The organism is Rhizobacter sp. P2_G4 (assembly GCF_056403575.1).
Genome location: NZ_JBFUFG010000002.1, coordinates 461,183 through 483,671, shown reverse-complemented (window position 1 = coordinate 483,671; position 22,489 = coordinate 461,183). Strand labels below are relative to the sequence as shown.

Annotated in this window: 22 protein-coding genes; 5 read left to right on the top strand and 17 right to left on the bottom strand. The window is 66.1% G+C overall.

Annotated features, from left to right (window positions below; genetic code table 11):
• Positions 1-60: 60 nt before the first annotated feature.
• From AC1DYS_RS08725 to flgB, 12 genes are all read right to left on the bottom strand, one after another.
• Entirely contained in the window at positions 61-1,266 is a 1,206-nt protein-coding gene (locus AC1DYS_RS08725) for an EAL and HDOD domain-containing protein (RefSeq protein ID WP_477898066.1), read from the bottom strand.
• 9 nt (positions 1,267-1,275) lie between these two features.
• Positions 1,276-2,469 carry a flagellar hook-associated protein FlgL gene (flgL, locus tag AC1DYS_RS08720; RefSeq protein WP_477898064.1) on the bottom strand — a complete coding sequence of 398 codons (1,194 nt, stop codon included), beginning with the start codon at positions 2,467-2,469 and terminating at the stop codon, positions 1,276-1,278.
• 20 nt (positions 2,470-2,489) lie between these two features.
• On the bottom strand, positions 2,490-4,454 hold the full coding sequence (flgK, locus tag AC1DYS_RS08715) for a flagellar hook-associated protein FlgK (RefSeq protein ID WP_477898062.1): 1,965 nt from the start codon (positions 4,452-4,454) through the stop codon (positions 2,490-2,492).
• A gap of 101 nt (positions 4,455-4,555) precedes the next feature.
• Positions 4,556-5,431 carry a flagellar assembly peptidoglycan hydrolase FlgJ gene (flgJ, locus tag AC1DYS_RS08710; protein WP_477898060.1) on the bottom strand — a complete coding sequence of 292 codons (876 nt, stop codon included), beginning with the start codon at positions 5,429-5,431 and terminating at the stop codon, positions 4,556-4,558.
• A gap of 1 nt (position 5,432) precedes the next feature.
• A complete protein-coding gene (locus AC1DYS_RS08705; protein ID WP_477898058.1) occupies positions 5,433-6,581 on the bottom strand; it encodes a flagellar basal body P-ring protein FlgI in 1,149 nt (382 codons plus the stop codon).
• Between the two features lie 37 nt (positions 6,582-6,618).
• Entirely contained in the window at positions 6,619-7,296 is a 678-nt protein-coding gene (locus tag AC1DYS_RS08700; protein ID WP_477898056.1) for a flagellar basal body L-ring protein FlgH, read from the bottom strand.
• Positions 7,296-8,078, bottom strand: coding sequence for a flagellar basal-body rod protein FlgG (gene flgG, locus AC1DYS_RS08695; protein WP_477898054.1), 783 nt, complete (start codon positions 8,076-8,078; stop codon positions 7,296-7,298). The genes AC1DYS_RS08700 and flgG overlap by 1 nt, the downstream gene beginning before the upstream one ends.
• Before the next feature lie 31 nt (positions 8,079-8,109).
• The gene (gene flgF, locus AC1DYS_RS08690; RefSeq protein ID WP_477898052.1) at positions 8,110-8,844 is read right to left on the bottom strand and encodes a flagellar basal-body rod protein FlgF; all 735 of its coding nucleotides are present in this window, start codon (positions 8,842-8,844) and stop codon (positions 8,110-8,112) included.
• Between the two features lie 25 nt (positions 8,845-8,869).
• Entirely contained in the window at positions 8,870-10,132 is a 1,263-nt protein-coding gene (flgE, locus tag AC1DYS_RS08685) for a flagellar hook protein FlgE (RefSeq protein ID WP_477898050.1), read from the bottom strand.
• 40 nt (positions 10,133-10,172) lie between these two features.
• Positions 10,173-10,826, bottom strand: coding sequence for a flagellar hook assembly protein FlgD (locus tag AC1DYS_RS08680; RefSeq protein WP_477898048.1), 654 nt, complete (start codon positions 10,824-10,826; stop codon positions 10,173-10,175).
• 22 nt (positions 10,827-10,848) lie between these two features.
• Complete coding sequence (flgC, locus tag AC1DYS_RS08675; RefSeq protein WP_047485394.1) at positions 10,849-11,271, bottom strand: flagellar basal body rod protein FlgC; 423 nt, start codon at positions 11,269-11,271, stop codon at positions 10,849-10,851.
• On the bottom strand, positions 11,271-11,678 hold the full coding sequence (flgB, locus tag AC1DYS_RS08670) for a flagellar basal body rod protein FlgB (RefSeq protein ID WP_477898045.1): 408 nt from the start codon (positions 11,676-11,678) through the stop codon (positions 11,271-11,273). The genes flgC and flgB overlap by 1 nt, the downstream gene beginning before the upstream one ends.
• A 137-nt stretch (positions 11,679-11,815) precedes the next feature.
• Here flgB and flgA point away from each other — a divergent pair, with 137 nt between their 5' ends.
• The 5 genes from flgA (at position 11,816) to AC1DYS_RS08645 (ending at position 16,820) form a co-directional block, all read left to right on the top strand.
• The gene (gene flgA / locus AC1DYS_RS08665) at positions 11,816-12,544 is read left to right on the top strand and encodes a flagellar basal body P-ring formation chaperone FlgA (protein WP_477898043.1); all 729 of its coding nucleotides are present in this window, start codon (positions 11,816-11,818) and stop codon (positions 12,542-12,544) included.
• 115 nt (positions 12,545-12,659) lie between these two features.
• Positions 12,660-12,968, top strand: coding sequence for a flagellar biosynthesis anti-sigma factor FlgM (flgM, locus tag AC1DYS_RS08660; protein WP_047485392.1), 309 nt, complete (start codon positions 12,660-12,662; stop codon positions 12,966-12,968).
• Positions 12,969-13,029: 61 nt separating this feature from the next.
• On the top strand, positions 13,030-13,416 hold the full coding sequence (locus tag AC1DYS_RS08655) for a hypothetical protein (RefSeq protein ID WP_477898041.1): 387 nt from the start codon (positions 13,030-13,032) through the stop codon (positions 13,414-13,416).
• Positions 13,417-13,611: 195 nt separating this feature from the next.
• A complete protein-coding gene (locus AC1DYS_RS08650) occupies positions 13,612-16,266 on the top strand; it encodes a DUF3857 domain-containing protein (RefSeq protein ID WP_477898039.1) in 2,655 nt (884 codons plus the stop codon).
• Positions 16,263-16,820: a methyltransferase family protein gene (locus AC1DYS_RS08645; protein ID WP_477898037.1), complete on the top strand. Its 558-nt coding sequence runs from the start codon at positions 16,263-16,265 to the stop codon at positions 16,818-16,820. The genes AC1DYS_RS08650 and AC1DYS_RS08645 overlap by 4 nt, the downstream gene beginning before the upstream one ends.
• Before the next feature lie 4 nt (positions 16,821-16,824).
• Here the strand turns inward: AC1DYS_RS08645 and AC1DYS_RS08640 are convergent, their stop codons facing one another.
• The 5 genes from AC1DYS_RS08640 to flhF are packed head-to-tail and all read right to left on the bottom strand — an operon-like array spanning position 16,825 to position 22,265.
• Positions 16,825-17,583 (bottom strand): class I SAM-dependent methyltransferase, encoded by a 759-nt coding sequence (locus AC1DYS_RS08640; RefSeq protein WP_477898035.1) that lies wholly within the window; start codon positions 17,581-17,583, stop codon positions 16,825-16,827.
• A gap of 9 nt (positions 17,584-17,592) precedes the next feature.
• Positions 17,593-18,939, bottom strand: a complete 1,347-nt coding sequence (locus tag AC1DYS_RS08635; protein ID WP_477898033.1) for a methyl-accepting chemotaxis protein — start codon at positions 18,937-18,939, stop codon at positions 17,593-17,595.
• Between the two features lie 14 nt (positions 18,940-18,953).
• A complete protein-coding gene (locus AC1DYS_RS08630) occupies positions 18,954-19,667 on the bottom strand; it encodes an RNA polymerase sigma factor FliA (RefSeq protein ID WP_047484988.1) in 714 nt (237 codons plus the stop codon).
• 17 nt (positions 19,668-19,684) lie between these two features.
• A complete protein-coding gene (locus tag AC1DYS_RS08625) occupies positions 19,685-20,461 on the bottom strand; it encodes a MinD/ParA family ATP-binding protein (RefSeq protein ID WP_477898031.1) in 777 nt (258 codons plus the stop codon).
• Between the two features lie 55 nt (positions 20,462-20,516).
• Positions 20,517-22,265 (bottom strand): flagellar biosynthesis GTPase FlhF, encoded by a 1,749-nt coding sequence (gene flhF, locus AC1DYS_RS08620; RefSeq protein ID WP_477898029.1) that lies wholly within the window; start codon positions 22,263-22,265, stop codon positions 20,517-20,519.
• Between the last annotated feature and the right edge of the window lie 224 nt (positions 22,266-22,489).

The following is a 22,489-nucleotide window of genomic DNA, read 5'->3' as shown; positions in this document are numbered from 1 at the left end:
AGCCCCTCGCGGGCTGGTTCAGCGCAGTGTACGCAGCGATCGCGGCCGTTGGCGGCCGCCCTACTCCATCTGTGAGGCCGAGGTCAGCGCACTGAGAACGCAGCGGTTGATCTCGCTCACGCTCATCATCAGTTCGTCGGCCGCCGTGCGGAAGTCGTACAGCGACTCGTTCTCGATCGCCTGCACCACCGCGAAATACGGTTGGTACGGCCCGGAGCCATTGACCAGCGCCTGGTACACGCGCTCGGGCACCGGAATGGTCTTCAGCAGTTCGGAGAACGGCTGCTTGAACATGCGGTCGAGCAGCGAGAACACGCCGCAGATGAACATCTCGTTGCGCATCTCTTCGTCGCCCGACGAACGCACCAGCTCTTCCATCAGCAGGCCGCGGCGAACGGCGGCGAACATCACCGGCTTCATGTTGCTGTCCTTGCCGGCGGTGGCCAGCAGCAGCGCGAGCCAGCGCTTCAGGCGCTGGTAGCCGAGCATCATGATGGCGTGGCGAAAGGAGCTGATCTCCACCCGCAGGCCGAAGGCCGGCGAGTTGATGTAGCGCATCAGCCTGAAGGCGAGCGACGGGTCGCGCTTGAGCGTGCCTTCGAGCTTCTCGATCGGTTCTTCCTTGTCGACGCGCTGGATCAGCTCGACGATCACCTGCAGGTCGTTCTGTGGCTGCTTGCTCTTGGCCTGCGCCTCGTTGATCGCGTCGTCGATCGGCCAGCCGAGCACGGCAGCCGCACCGCGGGAGAAGCTGCCTTCAAGCTCGGCCAGCGTGCGCACGCCGGCCTGCACGTGGGCGATGTTGCGCGTGATGCCGGCCGGAGCGGCGGCGCCGGTTTCGTTGATGCGGCGGTCGTCGGCCAGGTCGATGATCGAATAGGTGAAGCACGGCAGCACCTCTCGCGGAACCTCGCGCAGCGGGCGGCCCTTGATCAGCAGCACGGTGCCGGCGGCATGCAGGTTCTGCAGCGGAATGATGTTGGCCGGGTCCACGGCCATGAAGGCGGGCACCTCGACCATCAGGTTCGGCGAAGGCGCGGCATTCATCAGGTCGTGGAGCAGGCTCTCGCTCAGCACATTGAGCGAGGCCCTGCCGCCGCTGGCAGGCCACACGCCACCCACGGCATGCAGCAGTTGCGCAACGTCGGGCGTGGCTTCGGGGTGCAGCGGGAACACCGTCAGGCGCGTCGCGGTGACGGCCCGGGTGCGGTCGATGAAAGGTGAGTAGCCGAGGGCGACTTGACCCAGGATGGTGTTGTCGTTCACGCGCAAGCCTCAGGTGATGTAGTTGAAGAGCGACATCTTCTGCACCAGCGAATAGCTCTTGAGCGCTGCATCGTATCCGGTTTGTTTGTTCTGAAAATCTGAAAGCGCCTTGACCATGTCAAGGCCCTCCGCATCGGCGCGGTTCGTCTGACTCGACAGCTTCAGGTCGGCCAGCCGGCCCGTCGCGCTGTCGATGCGGTTGAGCGTTTCACCGACCTGGCTGCGCACCGATTGCAGCTGCGACATCGCGCTGTCGATCGCGGCCAGGTTGCTCGAATTCGTCTGCGAAATCTGCGACGACGTGCGCATCGGCGTCTTCAGATCGGCCACGACCTTGTCGAGCGCATTGAAGATGTTGAGGTCGGATGTCGACGGTGTGGTGTCGAACTGGTCGCCATCGGCCGGCTGGCCACTGACGATCATCGACATGCCGTCGAACTCGATCGCGTGGCCTGAGGTGTACGGCATGCCCGCCATTGCGGTCGGCGTGCCATCCTGCAGCACCGAATAGGTCGTCACGCCACCGACCACGCTGAACTGCAAGCTGTAGTTCGACCCGGTGATGGCGCTGGGGTCGCTCACGTGGCCTGAGTCGACCCAGGCCGAGCCGGTGCTGACGGCGGCGCTGGTGACGAACACGCCGTTGCCGGTGCGCCCGCTGGTCCATGCCGCCTGGCCGTCGACGGTCAGCGGCAAGCCGTCCGAAGACGCCGCATCGGTCCGACCGGACGTGCTCTGAAAAACGACCCCGCCGGCTGCGTCGAGAAACGGCGCGTGGTCGGGCGTTTGTCCGCCGAACAGGTAGGTGCCCGAACCGTCTTGCCGGTTGGCCACGCTCAGCAACTGGTTGCGCAGGCCGGCGATCTTGTCGGCCAGCGTCGCGCGTTCGGCGTCGCTGTAGCTGCCGTTGCCCGTCGCGACGATGGTCTCGCGGATCTGCTGCATCAGCTCTTCGGCATCGCCCATGGCGCTCTCGGACAGCGTCATCGCGTTCTTGCTCGCGTCGACGGCGCGCTGCGCTGCATCGGTGTTCGCTTCGGCGGCCAGCGCGCGCTCGGCACGTGCGGCACCGGCCGGGTCGTCGCTCGCACGGTTGACGCGCTTCCCGGTGGTGAGCTGCTCCTGCGCCGTGGCCATGTCGGTCTGGCGGCGAGTCAGCGACTCGATCGTCGCGTCATAGGAATGGGAGGTGCTGATGCGCATGGTGTTTCTCAGGTGAGAGGTCAGCCGCCCGCGGTCTGCAGCAGGGTGTCGAAGATCGACTGCGCAACCTGGAGCATCTTGGCAGCAGCCTGGTAGCTCTGCTGGAACTGGATCAGCCGCGCGGCTTCTTCATCGAGGTTGACGCCTGCCTTGTTGGCACGCGTCGATTCGGCTGTGGCCGCGACCGAGCTCGAAATGCCCGCGGCCGACTTGGCGCTCTGCACACGCACGCCGATTTCCGACAGCGCGCTGGCATAGGCATCGGTGATGGTCTTGCCGGGAGCGATGGACCCGTTCGACAGCGTTTCCGCGCCCACGAAGGCCGAGTTCGCCAGCGCCACGAAGTTGAGCGCATTGCCGTTGTTCGCGGCCGGTGAGGTGGTCGGCCCGACGCTGACGACGTCGCCGCTGCGTGGCACGCCGGCCAGCTGGAGCTCGAAGCCATTCACCGAGATGGGCTGGCCGGCCGTCCAGGTGCCGGTGCCGCTGGAGACGACGCCATTGCTCGCATCGAGCATGTCGTAGCTGTAGTCGCCGGTGTTGGTGTTGAAGGTGAAGCGCGCGGTGAGCGCCGGGTCGTAGGTGCTGGGGTCCACCACGCCGAGCGAAGCGGCCGTGGCCGTGCCGGTGTTGGTGACGGCGAAGTTCGACGTCACCATAGCCGCGGCCGCCAAGCCTTTCGGGTTGGCAAGCACCGTCTTCATCTCGGCCGACGCGGTGCCCACCCCTTGCAGCAGGTAGCGGTCGCCGGAAGCGGATGCGCCCGCGTTCAGCTGCAACGTGAGGCCATCGACCTGCACGCCGGCGGCGAGGTCAGCAGCCGTCAGGCCGTTGGCCACCTGCGCGTTGTCGGAGAGACGGGTCATCGAGTAGCTGGTGCCGTCGAAGCGCAGCTCGTAGTCGCTGGCCAGCACGTGGGTCGAGTCGGTGACGGTGAGGCCGAAGCTCGCATCGCCCAGGTTGGCGCTGGCCGGCAGCGTGCGCGGCGCACCCACCGAGAAGATCGGGGCACCCGCGGCGGCTGGTTGGCCAGCGTCCAGCCCGAGGGACTGCTGCTGGTTGACGGCGCCGCTGATCGCCACGGCCATCTGGCCGAGCAGATTGCGGGCAGCCGACAGGTCGTCGTTCTGAAAGCGCAGCAAACCGGCGATCGAGCCGCCGGTGATGCTTTGCGACAGCACCGGTCGGTCGACGCCGCCTTCGGTCAGCGTGATCTGCACCTTGGCCGGGTCGTAGTCGTCGGGCGAGGCCTTCAAGGTGTTGGCGTTCGAGCCCAGCACCAGCGACTGGCCGCCGCCGATGAACAGGCCGATGCTGCCGTCGTCGGCCTGGATCGTGGTGACGTTGATCTTGCTGCTGATGTCGGCGATGAGCTGGTCGCGCTGGTCGAGCAGGTCGTTCGGCGGCTGGCCGGTGCCGTTCAGCGCCGAGATCTGCTTGTTCAGGTCGGCCAGCTGCTTGGCCTGCGAGTTCAGCGTGTCGACCGCCGAGCGCACGTCCAGCGTGACGCCGATCTGCAAGGCGTTGAGCTGCGCACCCGCGGTGGCAAAGCGGGTCGACAGCTCCTGCGCCCGCGTGAGCACCACCTGGCGAGACGATGCATCCTGTGGGTTGTTCGCCACGTCGACGAAGGCGTTGAGCAGCTTGCCCGCCGCATAGCCCAGGCCCGATTCGCCGAGCGGAAAGACGTTCTCCAGCTGCGTCAGCTGGTCGTTGCGCGCAGCGTCTGCCGACGCCACCGAGTTGGTGCTGGCGGCCTGCGTCGTGAGAAAGCGGTCGTAGGACCGCGTGACGGTCGTCACGTTCACGCCCTGGCCGAAAAAACCTGCGCCGGTGTACTGCCCCTTGGCGGTCGACAGCTCGACCTGCTGGCGCGAGTAGCCCTGCGTGTTGGCGTTGGCGATGTTGTTGCCGGTGGTCTGCAGCGCCGCGTAGTTGGCGAACATCGCCCGCGTGCCGATACCCATCAAAGTCGAAGCACCCATTCAATTACTCCGGAGAGAAGTCAGGCCAGGCCTCCGCCGGGCCGCCCCAAGGAAGGCCTGCGCCCCCATGGGGGGCAGTGAACGAAGTGAGCGTGGGGGCTTCATGCAACTCTCTGCAGCCGCAACGTCGTGTTGATCATCCGCGTGAGTTTGTCGGCGTATGCGGGGTCGGTGGCGTAGCCCGCCTTCTGCAGGCCTTGTGCAAAGCCCTGCGGCGTGGCGGCGTTGGCCACCACCTTCGAATAGCGCGGGTTGTCTTTCATCATCTTGGCGTAGTCGGTGAAAGCCTCTTCGTAGCTGCCGTAGGCGCGGAACTTGGCCTTGACCTTGTGCGCCTGGCCGTCGACCACCTCGGTGGTCGTTACCTCGGTGGTCGGGCCCTTCCAGCTGCCGCCGGCCTTGATGCCGAAGACGTTGAACGACGTGGAGCCGTCGGAGTTCTTGATCTCGTGGCGGCCCCAGCCCGACTCGTGCGCGGCCTGCGCCACCATGAAGCTCGCGGGGATGCCAGTGGCCGCCTCGGCCGCCTTGGCTGCGCCGTCGTGCAATTTCAGAAAGCCGATCTGACGGTCCTTGCCCTGAAGCGTGTTCAGCGACACGGGCGCCTGCTTGGTCGTGTCTACCGCGCCGGTCTTGGCAGCCGCGGCTTCGGCCGCAATGTTGGCGAGCGGTTGGCTCAGCTGCTTGTCGAGCTGGCGGGCAATGATGTCGGAGAGGCCGCCGGCCTGACCGGTCATCTTGGACACGAGTTGCGTGTCGAGCATTTCGTTGCCCATCTTCGTGCCGGCGTTGTCCAGCATGCCGGTGGACGCGCTCGCCTCGCGCATGCTTTTGAGCAGCTGCTGCATGAACATGCCTTCGAACTGCTTGGCCGCTTCGCGCACGGCCGCTTTCGGGTCGGTCGACGCATTGCTGCGCAGCTGTTGCAGCGCGCGGAAGTCACCGCCGCCGATGGGAGAACCTGATGAGACGGCCATGTCAGATCACCTCGATTTCAGCGTTCAAAGCGCCAGCGCTTTTCATGGCCTGGAGGATCGCCAGCAGGTCCTGCGGCGTGGCACCCAAGGCACTCAAAGCCTTCACCACATCAGCGAGCTGCGTGCCCGCGGGCAGCTGGATCAGCGCGCCCGGCTCCTGCTTGATTGTGATGTCGGCCTTCTCTTTCACCACCGTCTGCCCGCCGGTCGAGAACGGCGATGGCTGGCTGATGACAGGCGTGGAGTTGATCGTCACAGAGAGGTTGCCGTGCGCCACGGCGCAGGCGCTGAGCGAAACGGTCTGGTTCATCACCACCGAGCCGGTGCGCGCGTTGATCACCACCTTGGCCGAGGGCGCGGCAAGCGTCAGCGGCAGGTTCTCGATGTCGGCGAGGAAGCCAACGCGCGCTTCAGGCGAGTCGGGCATCTTCACGCGCACCACGCGGCCGTTCAGCGGCTGGGCGATGCCCTCGCCCATCTTGCTGTTGATGGCACGCGCCACTTCGCGGGCGGTGTTGTAGTCGCTGGCATTCAGGTCGAGCTGAAGGTGGTCGCCCTGGTTCAGCGGCGTGGGCACCGCGCGTTCGACCGTTGCGCCTTCTGGCACGCGGCCTGCGCTCAGGTGGTTGATCTGCACCTTGGAGCCACCGGCCGACGCACCGGCGCCGCCAACGATCAGGTTGCCTTGCGCGATCGCGTAGATCTGGCCATCGGCGCCCTTGAGCGGTGTGACGATCAGCGTGCCGCCGCGCAGCGACTTGGCGTTGGCCATCGACGACACGTTCACATCGATGGTCTGCCCGGGCTGGGCGAAGGGAGGCAGTTGTGCGGTGACCATCACGGCCGCCACGTTCTTGATCTGCATGTTGGTGCCGGGCGGCACGGTCACGCCCATCTGCTGCAGCATCGCCGTGAGGCTCTGCGCGGTGAATGGGGCCGAGGTGGTCTGGTCGCCGGTGCCGTCGAGGCCGACGACGAGGCCGTAGCCGACCAATTGGTTGCTGCGCACGCCCTGGATGGCGGCGACTTCCTTGATGCGCGTCGCGTTCGCCTCCACCGGCCACCACAGTGCGGCACTGGCGACGACCACCGTGATGGTGATCAAGGCCTTGATCAGTGCTTCGAACAGCTTGTCTTGGGTGGTTTCCATGGCGGTGGCAGTGCTCCTGCCACCATTCTGGAATTCTTTAGAACGGGAGAACGTTCAAAAAGAAGCGTCCGAGCCACCCTATTCCGTTGGCGTCGGCCTGGGCGCCCTTGCCGCGATGGTCGATGCGCACGTTGGCGATCTGTGCCGAGGCGACGGTATTGCCCGGCTGGATGGCGCGCGGGTCCACCTGGCCCGAGAAGCGCAGCACGTCGACGTTCTGGTTCACGCCGATCTGCTTCTCGCCGGTGATAAGCAAATGCCCGTTCGGCAGGACTTCCGTCACGACCGAGGTGATGGTGCCCGAGAAGTCGTTGGTGTTTTCGGTGCTGCCCTTGCCGGCAAAGGTGTTGGTCGAGCTGCCCTCGGCACCGGCGCGGGCGAAAGCAGCGGGGCGGATGCCCGGCAAGGCGGTCACGCCGGCTGCGACCGAGCCGCTCTTGTCGATGGAGCTCGTGCTCTTCTGGCTGGCTGCGACTTTTTCCACGATCTGCACGGTGAGCGTGTCGCCCACCAGCCGTGCGCGGTGGTCTTCGAACAGCGGGCGGTACTGGTTGGCCTGGAAGATCGACCCGTTGTTGATGACCGGCGGCTGCACCTCGGCCGGCCGCGTCTTCGGCGAGCCGGTCACGTCGACCTTGGGTACGGCGTACAGCGTTTCGCAGCCCGACAGCACGAAGCTGGCCAGGCAGGCCGCGGCGAGGAACCAAACCTTCATCACAGTTGCGCCAAGCGCTGCAGCATCTGGTCGGATGTCTGGATCGCCTTGGAGTTGAGTTCGTAGGCGCGCTGCGTCTGGATCATGCCAATCAGCTCTTCGACCACGTTCACGTTCGAGGTTTCGACGAAGCCCTGCTGCAATTGGCCCAGGCTGTTCTGGCCAGGCGCGCCGGTCTGCGGCGTGCCCGAGGCGGCGGTTTCTCCGAACAGGTTCTGGCCCTTGGGCTCGAGGCCCGGCGGGTTGATGAAGTTCGTGAGCTGCAGCTGACCGAGCGTCTGCGGCGTGGTCTGGTTGGGCAGCGTGGCCGTCACCGTACCGTCGAGGCCGATGGTCACCGTCTGCGCGTTCGTCGGCACCGTGATGGCGGGCTGCAGCAGGTAGCCGTTGTTCGTCACGAGCTGGCCCTGGGCGTTGACCTGGAACGAGCCGTCACGCGTGTAGCCGGCGCTGCCGTCGGGCATCTGCACTTCGAAGAAGCCGTTGCCGCGGATCGCGACGTCGAAGGTGCTGCTGGTCTGCTGCAGGTTGCCCTGGCTGAAGACGCGCGCCGTGGCGACCGCGCGAGTGCCCAGGCCGACCTGCAGGCCGGTGGGCAGCGTGGTCTGCTCGCTGCTGTTGGCGCCTGCCTGGCGCAGGTTCTGGTACATCAGGTCCTCGAACACCGCGTGCGACTTCTTGTAGCCGTTGGTCGCGCTGTTGGCGAGGTTGTGGGAGATGTGGTCCAGCTGGGTTTGCTGGGCCTCCATGCCGGTCTTGGATGTCCACAGGGAACGCATCATGGTGAATGCTCCTTCTCTATCTCGTGTGGGTTCAGCTCATCGAGAGCAGTTGGGCAGCGGCCTTTTCGTCGCCTTCTGCCGTCTGAAGCATCTTCATTTGCGCTTCGAACTGGCGCGCCGCGGTGATCATCGAGACCATGGTCTCCACCGGGCTCACGTTGGAGCCTTCGAGTGCGCCGTCTTGCACGCGCGCGGTCGGGTCGGCCGGCAGCTCGGCGCCTTCAGCACCGCGGAACAAGCCGTCCTCGCCGCGCTCCAGCGGTGTCTCGGCGTTGGGGGTCACGAGCTTCAACTTGCCGATGACGCCGATCTTGCCGGTGATGGCCTTGCCGGTGATCGTGCCGTCGCCGCCAATGCTCACTTCGGTTTGCGGCGGCACCTGGATCGGTCCGCCATCGCCCATCACGGGCAGGCCGCTCAGGGTGACGAGTGCACCTTCGCTGTTGACGTCGAGCGCACCGCTGCGGGTGTAGGCCTCGGTTCCGTCGAGCGCCTGCACCGACAGCCAGGCATTTCCTTTGACGGCCACGTCGAGGTTGCGGCCGGTGTCGGACACGACGCCGGGCGAGGCGTCGTAGCCAGGTGTGGTTTCGAGCGAGTACACGCGAGTGCTCGCGCCGCTGCCTTGCACGGGCACGGCGCGGAACGCTTGAAGTTCCGCACGGAAGCCGGGCGTGGAGACGTTGGCGAGGTTGTTCGCCAGCGTGTCCTGCCGCTGCATCATGGCTTTGGCGCCGGACATCGAGAGGTAGATCATCCGATCCATGAGGCGCTCCCGTTAGTCTCGAAAATCAGCGCAGATTGACCAAGGTCTGCAACACCTGGTCTTGCGTCTTGATGGTCTGTGCATTGGCCTGGTAGATGCGCTGCGCGGTGATCATGTTCACCAGCTCGGCGGTCAGGTCGACGTTCGACTCTTCCAGCGCGCCCGACTGCAGCACGCCCAGGTTGCCCTGGCTCGGCGTGCCGACGATCGGGTCACCCGATTCGAAGGTGCGTGCCCACAGGTTGCCGCCCAGCGGCTTCAGGCCCTGCACGTTGCGGAAGGTCGAGAGTTCGATCTGGCCGGCCGGCTTGGACTGGCCGTTCGAATAGGTGGCCATCACGATGCCGCTGTCTTCGATCGATAGACCCGACAGCTGCCCCGGTGCATAGCCGTCCTGCTTCAGGTCGGTGACGCCGAAGCTGGCGCCGTATTGCGTGGCACCCGTCATGTCGAGCTGGATGCCACTGATGGCAAGCGTTTCGGCACCTGCGGCATTGGTCGAAGCCGGGATGTCGAGCGTGATGGGAGCGCTCGGCGAGGTCGGCGTGCCGCCGTTGCTCGGGAAGTTGATCGTCGTCAGCGGGGCCGGGTCACCGGCGCCGTCCACCGCCACCGAGGTGCCGTTGGCGGTGACGTAGACGTTCCACGTGTCGGTCGCCGTCTTCTGGAAGTAGTAGGTCAGCGCAACGTCCTGGCCCTTGGCATCGAAGACGGTGAGCGAGGTGGCATTGTTGTAGGTCTTCGCGTCGCTGAAGTTCACCTGCGGCGTGGTGGCGGGCAGCGTGGTCGCAGCGCGCGAGTCGAGGTTCAGCTCCATCGAGATCTCGGTGGTGGCCGAGGGGTCGATGCCGGCGGTCGGCAGCTGCAGCGGGCTGGCCACGCCGGGCTGGATCACGCCCTGGCCGTCAGCCGGGTAGCCCAGCAACTGGGCACCCTGGTTGTTGACGATGAAGCCTTCCTTGTTGACCTGGAACTGGCCGTTGCGCGAGTACAGCGTCTGCCCGTTCTGCTGCAGCTCGAAGAAGCCCTGACCATTGATGGCGATGTCCATGCCATTGGCGGTGGTGGTGATGTTGCCCTGGCTGAACTGCTGTGTCACCGCCTGCAGGTTCACGCCGATGCCGATGTTGCTGCCGCCGGCACCGCCGAGCGCTGCCGCATACATGTCGCCGAACTCGGCGCGCGATGACTTGGCGCCGAAGGTGTTCGCATTGGCCACGTTGTTGCCGATGATCTCGAGGTTCTTGCTTGCCGCGTTCAGACCGGAAAGACCTTGTTGGAAGCTCATGGGTTGTCCTTGTTTGTCGGTAAAGCCGCGTGGGCAGGAATCAGTTGAAAGCCTTGACCTTGTCGTAGGCCACGTTGCCGGACTTCTCGAGCTCGAGCGTCAGCGTGTCGCCCGAGGTGTTCACGGCGTCGACCTTGTCGCGCATCAGCGCGGTGCTGTCGAGCTTGGTGGCGCCGCTGGTGGCCGTGACTCGGAAGGTCAGGTTGGTCGCGCTGGCGTTGGTGCCGGCCGGCCAGTCGAAGCTGTGCGTGCCGGCGGTCTGTGCGCCGAGGTTCATGGTGTCGAGCACCTGGCCTGCAGCGCTGAGCACCTCGACCTTCACGTTGTCGGCGGCGCTGGTCAGCTCGAAGCCGCCCTGGCCCACGCCGTCCTGCATGTCGATCTTGTTGCCCGGCACGATGACATCGCGGCCGACGAGGCTTGCGCCTTGCAGCGCCTGCATCTGCACGAATTGGCCCGACAGGCCCTGCACGGTGGTGTTGAGCTTCTCGATGCCGGTGACGGTGTTGATCTGCGCCATCTGGCTCGTGACCTGCGCGTTGTCCATCGGATTCAGCGGGTCCTGGTTCTGCATCTGCGCCACGAGCAGCTTCAGGAAGCGATCCGAGGCTTCGGTGGTGCTCGTGCCCGCAGTGGTCTGCGAGCCGTTCAACGAGGTGTACGGGTTGGAGCTGTCGACGGTGTTCACGGCCATGGCGTTTTCCTTTCAGCGGGCCTCATTGGCCCATCTGCAGAGTCTTGAGCAGCAGCGTCTTGGCCGTGTTCATGACTTCGACGTTGTTCTGGTACGAGCGCGAGGCGGAGATCATGTTGACCATCTCCTCCACCGCGTTCACGTTGCTGTAGGTCACGTAGCCATCGGCATCGGCCCCGGGATGCTTGGGGTCGTGCACGCGCCGGCCGGCGGTCTGGTCTTCGGTGATGTTGCTGACCTTCACGCCCGCTGCGGCGGCGTCGCCCATCTGGCCGGTCTGGCCCATCAGCTGGGTCTGGAAGGTGACTTGCCGCGCCTTGTAGGCCGTGCCGTCCGGGCCCGCGACGGTGTCCGCGTTGGCCAGGTTGGAGGCGACGACGTTGAGCCGCTGCGACTGCGCACTGACTGCGCTGCCCGACACATTGAATATCTGGAACATGCTCATCATTGACCCCTGATCGCATCCAGCATCGTGCGCACGTTGCTGTTGATGAAACGCAGCGTGGCTTCGTAGTGCACGGCGTTGTCGGCGAAGTTGGCGCGCTCGCGGTCCATGTCGACGGTGTTGCGGTCGAGGTTGGTCTGGCTCGGCGTCGCGTACACAAGGTTGGATTGCGCTGCGGCGGCGTTGTTCGCGCCACCGATGTGCCCTGGCTGCGTGGCATCCATGGCCGGTGCGCCTTGCACCTGGCCGGTGGCCTGCTTCAGCGCCGCGGTGAAATCCATGTCGCGTGCCACAAAGCCCGGGGTGTCCGCATTCGCGATGTTGCTGGCGATCAGGCGCTGGCGTTCCGAGCGCAGGCTGAGGGCCTGGCCTTGGAAGTCGAGCGAACTGGTGAGTCGGTTCAGCATGTGGCGTTTCCCAAAAACCCATGGGGCGATGTGAAAGGATTGTGGGCAGCGCCTTTCAAAACATAAGCGGGAATAGCGGGCCCTTTCTCGGTCATTTCCACGTCTGCCCTGGGGGCTCTGCCTTCTAAAGTGGCAGCGTGGAAAAGACTCTTCGCTCCTCGCGTTCAGCCGCCCTTGCCTTCCTGGCCGGCGTGGCGATGCTGCTCGGATGCGCCGGCTCGGCGCACGCCGAGAACGCGCTGGCCGAGTTGCTGGTGGAAGAAGCACGCCGTTTCGTGATGTCGCAGGTTGCGGCTCAGGGGCGGCCACGCACCGAAGTGAGCTTCGGCCAACTCGACAGCCGCTTGCGCCTGGCCCCTTGCGACAAGGTTCTCACCTACCTGCCCAGCGGCGCCCGCCTCGTCGGAAAGACGCGCGTGGGTCTGCGATGCGTGAAAGGCGTCACACCCTGGAGCGTTTATCTGCCGGTGACGGTGAACATTTTTGGCAACGCGCTGGTCTCAAGCTCGGTGCTGCCGGCAGGCCATGTGCTGTCGGCCGAAGATTTCCGTCAAGCCGAAGTCAATCTGGCCGAAGACACGATGAACCCACCCATCACCGATGCCGCCGTGCTGCTCGGCCGCACGCTGGCCAAACCGGTCGCGCCCGGCCAGAGCCTGCGCCCGGCGAGCCTGAAGGCCCGCCAGTGGTTTGCCGCCGGCGACCCGGTGCAGATTCGCGTGGCAGGCAAGGGTTTTGCTGTGGCCGGTGCAGGCGAGGCCCTCACGGCCGGGCTGGAAGGCATGCCGGCACGGGTACGTACCGAGAGCGGCCGGGTGATATCCGGCATGCCGGTGGCAGAGCGACAACTGGAACTCGCATTGTGAAAAATCGGGCCGCGGACAACAATCTGCAAGAAATCCCTAAAGTCCCCTGCCGGACGGGCCGATACACCGTCCATGTTGAAAGGTTCGGGTCGTTACCGAATCCAAGGAGTACATGATGAAGATCGGCAATCCCGCAGACAAGACCGCTGGCACGGCGCCAGTCGCGACGACACGCACCCAGCCTGGCGAAGCCGCCAAGGCCCAGGAAGTCGCCGCCCAGACCACCGACCCGAGCGCCAAGGTCGAGCTGTCGAACACCGCAGCGACGCTGATGTCCACCGACGCCAGCTCCGATTTCGACGCCGAGAAGGTGGCCCGCATTGCGCAGGCCATCACCGACGGCAAGTTCCAGATCGACGCCGACAAGATCGCCGACCGCCTGATTGCCAACGCACACGACGTGCTCGGCAAGCCGCAACACTGAATCGCGCGGGCCTCTCGCTCCGGCCCGAAGTCCGTTCCTGCTCACCTTTGGTGAACCCGACATGAACATGCCAGCCCCTGCACTGGTCAGTCCCGAACTCGAAGCCACACTCGCCGCGGTCGAGAGCCAGCTCGCTTCGCTGGGTGAATCGCTGCGCGCCAACGACAGCGTGGCGATCGACCACCATGCCACCGAACTGCACCGCGCCCTGGCGCGTGCCGTCGACCATTTCACTCATGCTGCACGCAAAGGCGCGGTGCCCCCGCCCTTGCGCGAGCGCTTGAAGCTGGCTGGCGGCCTTGTCGCCTCGCAGCGCGAGTCGCTGGCACGTGCCACGGCCGCGCTCGACCGCGCGATGGACGTGCTGATGCCGCGTGAACGCGCCGCATCGGTGTACTCCGCCGGCGGTGCAGGCAACGCCTTGCGCAGCGGCACGGTCCAGGCCTGAGGCCAGGGCCCTCCTCCTCCCCCCTTTTTCGCTCATCTCGACACAACGCGCCGCGACGGATTTCACGCCCGTGGCGCGCTGCTGCGTGTGCTTGCAGCAGTGGGTCGTACATCCCGTGAAAGAATCGTCGGCACGCGAGCGAGCGACCACGCCCTGCCGCCGGTCGGTGCCGAAACGCGGCGCGAGGGAGCCTTCTTGAGAATCCGATTCAAACTGCCGGCCCCGATGCGCGCCTGGCCAGCAGTACTCGCGCTGATCTGCGGCTGGCTCACCATGGCTTGCGCCGCCGCCGCGACGAAGGAATACGCGCTCGCGCCCGTCCCCGACTGGGTGCAGCCCATCGCACCGGCCGAGACGGCCGAGCCGCCCACCGGGCAGATCAGCCAAGGCGTGCACTACCTGCTGATCGACACGCAGACCCGCGTCGACGCGCATGACAAGGTGCACTACCGCCACATCGCCGCCAAGGCACTGAGCGAGCGAGGCGTCGAATCGGTGGCGCATGTAGAGATCCGCTTCGACCCCTCGTACCAGGCGCTCACGCTGCACATGATCCAGGTGCGCCGCGGTGCGCGCCTCACTTCGAAGCTGGCGAACGCGTCGGTGAAGATCCTCCAGCGCGAGAAGGAGCTCGAATACCTGATTTTCGACGGCAGCAAGACCGCGAACGTGTTTCTCGATGACATCCGCGTCGGCGACGTCGTCGAGTACTCGTACTCGCTGCGCGGCAGCAACCCGGTGTTCGGCAACCGCCAGTTCGGCCGCTTCGACCTGCAATGGAGTGCACCGGTGCACCAGTCGTACTCGCGGCTGCTGTGGCCCACGGAACGCCCGATCGAATTCGCCGCGCGCAACGGCGCAGCGGCCGCGGTGGTCAGCGAGCTCGGCGCGCAGCGCGAGTACGTCTGGCAAGGCCGCGACATCGCCGCGCGCGTGGTCGAGTCCAACACCCCCGACTGGTTCGACCCCTACCCCGCGGTGCAGTGGAGCGAGTTCAAGGACTGGCAGGCCGTGGCCCGCTGGGCCGTGCCCTACTACCGCCTGCCCGCAAAGCTGAGCCCGGCGTTGCAAGCCGAAGTCGACCGCATCGCCAAGGCCCACGCATCTCCCCAGGAGCGCCTGCTTGCGACGCTGCTGTTCGTGCAGCGCGAGATCCGCTACCTCGGCGTCGAGATTGGTCCCGGCTCGCACGCGCCCAGCCAACCGCAGCAGGTGCTCGAACGCCGCTTCGGCGATTGCAAGGACAAGTCGCTGCTGACCATGACGATGCTGCAAGCGCTGGGCATCGAGGCGCGCGCAGCGCTGGTCAACACCTCGCTGCGGCGAGGCATCCGCGAACTGCAGCCGACGCCGTTCGCCTTCAACCACGTGCTGGTGCGCACGAGCATCGCCGGCCGCACTTACTGGATCGACCCGACCCGCGCGCCGCAAAAGGGCGACATCGTTCACCTCTACCAGCCCGACTACGACGCCACGCTGGTGGTCGACGACGAAACGACCGGCCTGGTGCCGATGACCAACGACAGCAGCGCCCTGTCCACACGCACCATCCGCAGCGTGTATGAAGCGCAGGACGGCTTCGACAAGCCGGTGCGCTACACCGTGACGACGATCGTGCAAGGCGCGGGCGCCGAAGCCTTGCGCGCCACGCTCAGCAGCGAGAACCGCGAAGACCTGCAGAAGCGTTACCTGAATTTCTATGCGCGCTACTACCCGAAGCTGACGATGGCCTCGCCGATCAGCGTGCAGGAAGACGAGAACGACAACCGCCTGACGATGACGGAGCACTACCTGATCGACGAGTTCTGGAAGCGCGCTGATGAGCGCAAGCGCCTCGAAGCCAACATCAACGTGCCCGAGGTCGACGAGTACCTGCGCGGCCCGCGCGACCCCATCCGCTCCAGCCCGCTGGCGCTCAACCACCCGGTAAACCTGACCCACACCACCGAAGTGCGGCTGCCCGAGGCCTGGGACACGCCGGCCGAGAAGACCCGAATCGAAGACGCGAGCTTCGAGTTCGAGCGGCGCAAGTCCGAGAAAGACAAGGTGCTGCTGCTGGTGGACACATTCCGCAGCCGCGCCGACCACGTGGCCGCCGCCGACACGGCCCGCTACGCCGCCAACCTCGACCGCGCGCGTGATGCCGTCGACTACGCCCTGTACAAGCGCGACAACGCCGCGCCGAAGCGGGTGCTCAGCACCATGGAACGCTTCAACTGGCCGATCGCCATGGTCGGCGTGCTGCTGCTCGCGGGCTTTGGGTGGCTGGCGGCCAAGCTGTACCGCTACGACCCACCGGCCGCGCCGCGTGAGGTGTTCGACGCGCAGCTGCAAGGCATCGCCGGCTGGTTGCTGCTGCCGGCGCTCGGTTTGCTGGTGGCACCGGTTCGCCTGCTCATGGATCTGTCTCGCCTGCTGCCCTCGTATGCCACCGACAACTGGACGCAGCTGACGACCGTGGGCGGCGACGCCTACCACGCGATGTGGGCGCCGGTGCTGCTGTTCGAGCTGGCGAACACCATGGGCTACCTGGTGTTCATGTCGTTGCTGCTGGTGATGTTCTTCCAGAAGCGCCGTGTCGTGCCGCTGTTCTACCCGGTGCTGCTCGGCAGCAACGTGCTGATCCAGGGCATCGACATCGCGCTGGTCCAGAGCATCCCGAGCGCCGCCAGTGCAGTCACCGGCAAGGACTGGGGCGAGCTGCTGCGCGGCGCCCTGTTCTTCGCCATCTGGGCGAGCTACTTCCGCATGTCACAGCGCGTCAAGGCGACCTTCGTGCGCGGCCGCGATACTCCCAAGGCCGCCCCCGCCATCACGCCGACCCCGACTCCGGAAACCACTGCAACATGAACGCCACCGTTTCGCTGCTCATCTTTGCCGCCGGCAGCGCCTTCTTCCTCTACGTCTCATGGCGTGCCTTGCTGAACCCCCGCTCGCACGGCTTTTACCGCTTCATCGCGTGGGAGTGCATGCTGGCCCTGGTGCTGCTGAACTTCCCGTCGTGGACGCTCGACCCCTTCTCGCCGCGGCAGATCGTCTCGTGGGTGCTGCTCGCTACTTCAGCCGCCCTGGCTGGGCACGCAGTGCGCCTGCTGAAGGCGATAGGCCGGCCAGGCACGGAGCGCAGCGATGCTGAGCTGTTCGCCTTCGAGAAGACGTCGACGCTCGTGACCACCGGCGCCTTCCGCTACATCCGCCACCCGATGTATGCCGCCCTGCTGTTCCTGAACTGGGGCGCGTGGCTGAAAGACCTGTCGCTGCCCAGCACCTCGCTGGCCGGCGTGGCGAGCGTCGCGCTCCTGCTCACCGCCCTGCGCGACGAGGCCGAGTGCCGCCAGCACTTCGGCAAGGTCTACGACGACTACATGAAGACCAGCAAACGCTTCGTACCGTTTGTCTTTTGATGGGTCAAGCGCTTGCTGCGCCTGACCTGACCTTGAACGGTGCCTGGTAGAGCCACAGCGGCCGACCATCGGCACAGCGGTGCACGGCGGTGGGCTGCAAGTCCACCGCTTCGAATTCCAGGCTCGCCATCCACGCACCGGAGCGCAGCTCGCGTGCGGCCTTTTTCACGGCGCGCGGCATGCTTTCCGGGCGCTGGAAGAGGTAGACCATTGCATAAGGCGCCCAGTCGGCAGCCCAGATGTCGGCGCGCTTGACCTGCGCCGGCACCCGAAGCCAGCGGCAGCGCCACGCGCAGGCAATGCGCAGCGGCCAGCTCCACTCCAGGCCTTCAAGCCGGGCTTGCGGGTACTGGGTGTGGAGCTCACGCAACGCGTCGCCCATGCCGCAGCCGGCATCGACGACGCGTGGTGAGCTGCCGTCGAGCGTGGCCACTCGGGCCAAGCCCTTCAAGGCACCGGCAGGTGTCGGGAACATCGGTGCGTCGCGCCAGGCGTGCACCGGGTACATCGCGAACAGTGCCACCAGCGGCAGCAGCCAGCCCCAGGCCGGCACGGCGGCTGCAAAACCGGAGGCCAGCAGGGACAGCGGGAAGCCTAACGCCAGAAACACGCGGCGCCAGCGGCGTGCGCTCAGCAGGCTGAGCACGCCGCCGAGCGCAGTAGCCAGCAGCAGCGAAACCCAGTCAGGCGCGTCGACGGTCTGCAAGCCGAAGAACAGGCCCCAGCAAAGAGCCCAGACCAGCAGGGCGGGCAAGGGCCACATCAAGCGCGATCAGAAATTGAACGCGAGACGCAGGCCGCCCCAGTGCTTGCCGTTCACCGTGATCGGTGCGGCGGCTTCCTTCAGCAGCACGAACTTGCCGCCGCCCATGTCACGGCGGTAGGTCTGCAGCAGGAACGGGCGCTGGTTGCGCGCCGACGCGAGGCCGGTGCGGTCGTTGAAGATGCGGCGGTAGCGGCTGTGCGCGGTGTCCCACACGAGGTCGCCACGCTGCGGGTTGCAGTACTGCTTGTTGTGCGTGGCCACGTAGCCGTTGCGGTCAACCGAGATGCAGAAGACGATTTTCGTGCTGCTGCCGAGCACGTGCTCCTGCACCTGCGGGAACAGGCGGTCCGCCAGATCGACGAAGCGCGTGGTGTGCTGTGCCGGGTTGGTGCCGGGCATCGGGCGGTAGTTCTCGTCGAACAGGTCGGCGGCCGAGATCGTGCCGGTGCGCAGCGCGTCTTCCAGCAGTTTGGAGATCTGTGCCGCGGCTTCCTTCGCCGACTGGATGAAAGGTGTGTCTTCGGTTTCGATGCCGCACTCGGAAACGAGTTCGATCAAGTGCTCCGACACCTTCAGAAAGGATTCGCTGCGCACGAGCGCCGAATCGAGCGCACGGGTGTTCTGGCGCATCTCCGCTTCGATCGACGCCATCTGACCGTTGAGGCCGGCGCAGATGTTGCGGCTCTGCTCGGCCGCGGCAGTGATGCTGGAGACGCCGCCTTCGAGCTCCGCCAGTGCGCGCTGGAAGGCGCCCTGTTCGGCACCACTGGGGCGGGACTGGATCTCGCGTGCGAGCGCTTCGATGCGCGTGTCGAGGTCCCCCACCGTGCTCATGATGGCCTTGGACGAACTCTCGACCTTGCCCGCCAGATCCTTCACTGCATCGGCCACGACGCCGAAGCCGCGCCCGGCATCGCCGGCGCGCTTGGCCTCGACCGACGCGTTGAACGCCACCAGGCGGGTCTGCAAGGCAATCTGGGTGATCTGGCTGGCGGCATCGGCCACCTGCCGCAGCGTGTCGACGATGCCCGAGACTTCGGTGCCAACGCCTTCGACGGCCTGGCGTGCACGCCCGACCGCGTCGGTGCTGCCCGCGGTGACGTTGCTGATGTCGTCTTGCGCGCGCGTGATGCTTTTCAGCTGCTCGGCAAGCGCGGCCACGGCCTGCGCCTGGCGAGCAGCGCCCTTGGCGGTGTCGTCAAGCTGGCCACGCACTTCGGCCACTTCGCGGCCCATGGTCGAGGCCTGCTTGCTGATCGAGTGCACGGCGGCACGCAAATCGGGTTGGGCTGCGGCGGGTTCAGCCGCAGCCACGGGTTGGGGCTCGCGCGCTGATCTGAAGACTTGGAACATGCTGTTTCCCGTGATCACCACTCGCGCAGCTTGACGCGCAAGCGGGCGATGGACTGGCTGTGCAGTTGGCACACGCGAGATTCGGTCACCTTCAACACGGCGGCGATCTCTTTCAGGTTCATGTCGTGCTCGTAGTACATGCTCATCACGTACTGCTCGCGTTCGGGCAGGTTCTTGATGCCTTCGACCAGGGCCTCGCGCATGCGCTGGTCTTGCAACTGCGCGAGCGGGTTGAAGCCTTCGTCGGCCACGTGGCGGTCGAGGTAGTCGTTGTCGCCTTCGTCACCCGACATGTCTTCGAGGTACACGAGCTGGGTGCCGCGCACCTTGCCGAGCAGTTCCTGGTACTCGACCAGCGTGACGCCCATTTCGCGGGCGATCTCGCTTTCGGCCGGCGCACGGCCGAGCTTCTGCTCGAGCTTGTGCACGGCGCTCTCGATGCTGCGTTGCTGCTTGCGAACGCCGCGTGAGAGGTAGTCGTTGCCGCGCAGCTCGTCGAGCATGGCGCCGCGGATGCGTTGCGTCGCGAAGGTCTCGAACTGCACGCCCTGCGCTGCATCGAAGCGGCTGAGCGCATCGGTCAGGCCGATCATGCCGACCTGGATCAGGTCGTCGAGTTCCACATTGGCAGGCAGCTTGGCGATCATCTGATGGGCCAGGCGGCGCACCAACGGGCTGTACTGCTTGAGCATCGAGTTGACGTCGAGTTGGCCTTTGGCGGTGTACATGGATAGGCTCCCGGAGGTCAATTCAAAGCGTGTTGTGAGGCCGATGCATACGCACCGGAGACCGGCGGATAAGCGCCGGGAACTTGCATCAGCGCGTCGCGAGCCCAGCGGCGCAGTGCGCTCGGCGGCGCTTCGCGCGCATCGGTTGCGGGGTCGATCTGCAGCCAGTCGCGCAGCACCGCTCCGAGGAAATCATCGGCACAAGTGGCCAGCTGCATCGCGATGCGCTCGGCACGCGGTGAGGCGGGTGAAGCGCACAGCAGCAGGTCGTACACCACCAGGCCAGCGCGCTGTGTCAGCAGCTTCATCGCGGCGTAGGCGTGCGTCACGCTGGAAGGCCGATCGTCGGCCAGCAGCAGTGGGCGTGCCTCGCTGCGCATGAAGAGGCGGCACAGGTCGGATTCGTTCGCGTGCACCAGCACCACGTCGGCTTGCGGGGCGGCATCGGCTGCTGTCTGCAGGAAGCTCGCCGTCGAGCCTTGTGCGTCGACGTGGCGCACCGGCAGGCCACGGGCGGCCAGGTACGACACCTGCGACGAGAGGGTCTCGATGCACTCGCTCAGGTCGAGTGCGGCCATCTCTTTGGGCATCGGCGCGCGCTCGGCTGCGTCGATCACCAGCACGTGGGCGCCCTGCTCACCGAAGGCGGTGCACAGGCGCTCCAGCATCACGCCGCCGAAGGCCACATGCGGGTTGGCCACCACCGGCACGAAGCGCACGCGGGCATGCGCAAACATCTGGCGCAAGCCATGCGCCTGGTCGGCTGGGTAGGAAGAATCGAAGTCGTCGTGCATGGGGTTCTTGTGTGGGTCTGGCACGTAAGGATCGGGTGTTCTGCTCAGGGCGCGATCAAGCGTGGAGCGGCGGACGCGCACGTTGCGCCTGCTGGCGCGCGGTGAAGATCAGGTTCACGTCGGAGGCTTCCACACGGTAGGCCGGGTTGACGTTGACGCGCAGGGCACGGTGAACGAGGGCATGCGCCGACAGGCGGTGCCAGTCTTCGGGCACGCGCTGGCCGTTGGCCACGCCGACGACCTTGAGCTTGTGGCGGATCAGCGCGTCGAGCGCCGGTGCCAGCTTCACGGCTTCGTCCATCTTCGACAGCACGATGCCCTTGCAGGCAGCGGCGCGGTACGAAATCATCACGTCTTCGATGGTCTCGCCTTGCGCCGAGGCGTTGATGACGAGCAGCTTCTGGATCGAGCGGTGGGCCAGCATGTCGAGCAGTTCGCGGGTGCGGGTGTCGCGCTGCGCCATGCCGGCGGTGTCAATCAGCACCATCTTCTTGGACGCCAGCAGTTCCAGCAGGTCTTCAAGCGAGGCGCGGTCGTGTGCGGTGTGCACCGGCACGCCGAGGATGCGGCCGTAGGCGCGCAGTTGTTCGTGGGCGCCGACGCGATACGCGTCGAGCGTGATCAGGCCGAGGTTGCCTGCGCCGTGCTTGGTGGCGAAGGCAGCCGCAATCTTGGCTGCGCTGGTGGTCTTGCCGACGCCGGTGGAGCCGATCAGCGCGAACACGCCGCCCTGGTCTTCGAGCGAAGCCTCGGCCTCGCCGGTGAGCAGGTTGCGTTCGAGCACATTGCCGGCCCAGGCCGTTTCGTCGCTCACGTCGGTCGGCAGGGTCTCGACCAGCTTGCGCGTCAGCGCCGGCGAGAAGCCGCAGTCGAGCAGCTTCTGGATCAGCTGGGCTTGCGCCGGGAAGCGCTGCATCTTCTCCATGAAGGCCAGTGCACCGAAGCGGTCTTCGATCAGGCCCTTCATCGAGCGTAGCTCGTTCATCATGTCTTGCTGTTCGCGGCGGGCGGTTGCCTGGTTCACCGCGCTGTTGGCATCGGCCAGCGACGGCACGGCCACGGCCGGTTGCTGCACGGGCTGGGCATGCATCTGGGGTTGGGCCTGCTGCTGCACGCGAACTTCTTCGCGCAGCGTGGGCGGCTCGCGCAACGCGGCGCGCGGTGCGGCGGGCTGCTGCACGATGGCCAGCGACGGGGCGGCCTTCTGCGGTTGCGGCACGGCGCTGCGAGCAGCCAGGCGCTGTTCGAGCGCGCTGGGCAGATCGGGTTCGAGGTCTTGGCGGGAATCGGCAAAGCCTTGGCGCGAGTCGGCAAAGCCTTGGCGCGAGTCCGCGAAACCCTGGCGCGAGTCTGCGAAGTCCTGGCGTGAATCGGAGAAGCTCGGCTCCTGATGGCGCGATTGCGCGTTCATCGCGGCCTGGCGGCGCTTGAGCATGCGCTCGCGCACATAGTCCTGGAACGACAGCGTGCTCATCGACAGGCGGGCCACGTCGTCGCTGACGTCTTCGGTGTTCTGCTCGGGTGCGGCGATCGGCGCCGCTGCGCGAGCGGTCTGTGCGGGGCGGGCCAGCGGCTGGCGGGCAATGGGACGGGCTTGCTGTTGTTGTGCAGCTGCGGTGCGGGCTGCGATCGACGAGGCCGACAGGCGCTCGATCTGCTGCACGCTCTCAGGCGCCATGGCCAACACTTCCACGCCTTCGGGGCAGGGCTTGGTCGACAACACCACGGCGTCTTCGCCAAAAGCCTGGCGCACCAGGGTCAGGGCGTCGCGCGAGGTGCGCGCGGTAAAGCGTTTGACGTTCATGGGTTGCTCCGCTTGGCCGTGCCCACGGAGAGGGCTTGGCATGACAGCAAGTGTGTAAGAGGGTGTGCCATGACGGTCTGGCGATCAGCAGCTGTAAAGCCCTTCATTTGGGTCGGTTCGTGCCGAGAGGCTGGATGCTGATGGTGTTGTTGTGTCGTCATGGCAAAGCGCAGAGGTTTGGCGCCTTGTCATTGTTCCGGGGTCGGGTTTGAACTTGAGCTTGA

Bases quoted from the DNA above. Each gene is read 5' to 3' on its own strand.
- AC1DYS_RS08630 (WP_047484988.1), bottom strand. From the start codon at position 19,667: ATGTACACCGCCAAAGGCCAACTCGACGTCAACTCGATGCTCAAGCAG.
- flgM (WP_047485392.1), top strand. From the start codon at position 12,660: ATGAAGATCGGCAATCCCGCAGACAAGACCGCTGGCACGGCGCCAGTC.
- flgK (WP_477898062.1), bottom strand. From the start codon at position 4,454: ATGGGTGCTTCGACTTTGATGGGTATCGGCACGCGGGCGATGTTCGCC.
- AC1DYS_RS08655 (WP_477898041.1), top strand. From the start codon at position 13,030: ATGAACATGCCAGCCCCTGCACTGGTCAGTCCCGAACTCGAAGCCACA.
- AC1DYS_RS08700 (WP_477898056.1), bottom strand. From the start codon at position 7,296: ATGAAGGTTTGGTTCCTCGCCGCGGCCTGCCTGGCCAGCTTCGTGCTG.
- AC1DYS_RS08625 (WP_477898031.1), bottom strand. From the start codon at position 20,461: ATGCACGACGACTTCGATTCTTCCTACCCAGCCGACCAGGCGCATGGC.
- flgE (WP_477898050.1), bottom strand. From the start codon at position 10,132: ATGAGCTTCCAACAAGGTCTTTCCGGTCTGAACGCGGCAAGCAAGAAC.
- AC1DYS_RS08640 (WP_477898035.1), bottom strand. From the start codon at position 17,583: ATGTGGCCCTTGCCCGCCCTGCTGGTCTGGGCTCTTTGCTGGGGCCTG.
- AC1DYS_RS08635 (WP_477898033.1), bottom strand. From the start codon at position 18,939: ATGTTCCAAGTCTTCAGATCAGCGCGCGAGCCCCAACCCGTGGCTGCG.
- flhF (WP_477898029.1), bottom strand. From the start codon at position 22,265: ATGAACGTCAAACGCTTTACCGCGCGCACCTCGCGCGACGCCCTGACC.
- AC1DYS_RS08645 (WP_477898037.1), top strand. From the start codon at position 16,263: ATGAACGCCACCGTTTCGCTGCTCATCTTTGCCGCCGGCAGCGCCTTC.
- AC1DYS_RS08705 (WP_477898058.1), bottom strand. From the start codon at position 6,581: ATGGAAACCACCCAAGACAAGCTGTTCGAAGCACTGATCAAGGCCTTG.
- flgC (WP_047485394.1), bottom strand. From the start codon at position 11,271: ATGAGCATGTTCCAGATATTCAATGTGTCGGGCAGCGCAGTCAGTGCG.
- flgG (WP_477898054.1), bottom strand. From the start codon at position 8,078: ATGATGCGTTCCCTGTGGACATCCAAGACCGGCATGGAGGCCCAGCAA.
- flgL (WP_477898064.1), bottom strand. From the start codon at position 2,469: ATGCGCATCAGCACCTCCCATTCCTATGACGCGACGATCGAGTCGCTG.
- flgJ (WP_477898060.1), bottom strand. From the start codon at position 5,431: ATGGCCGTCTCATCAGGTTCTCCCATCGGCGGCGGTGACTTCCGCGCG.
- flgB (WP_477898045.1), bottom strand. From the start codon at position 11,678: ATGCTGAACCGACTCACCAGTTCGCTCGACTTCCAAGGCCAGGCCCTC.
- flgF (WP_477898052.1), bottom strand. From the start codon at position 8,844: ATGGATCGGATGATCTACCTCTCGATGTCCGGCGCCAAAGCCATGATG.
- AC1DYS_RS08680 (WP_477898048.1), bottom strand. From the start codon at position 10,826: ATGGCCGTGAACACCGTCGACAGCTCCAACCCGTACACCTCGTTGAAC.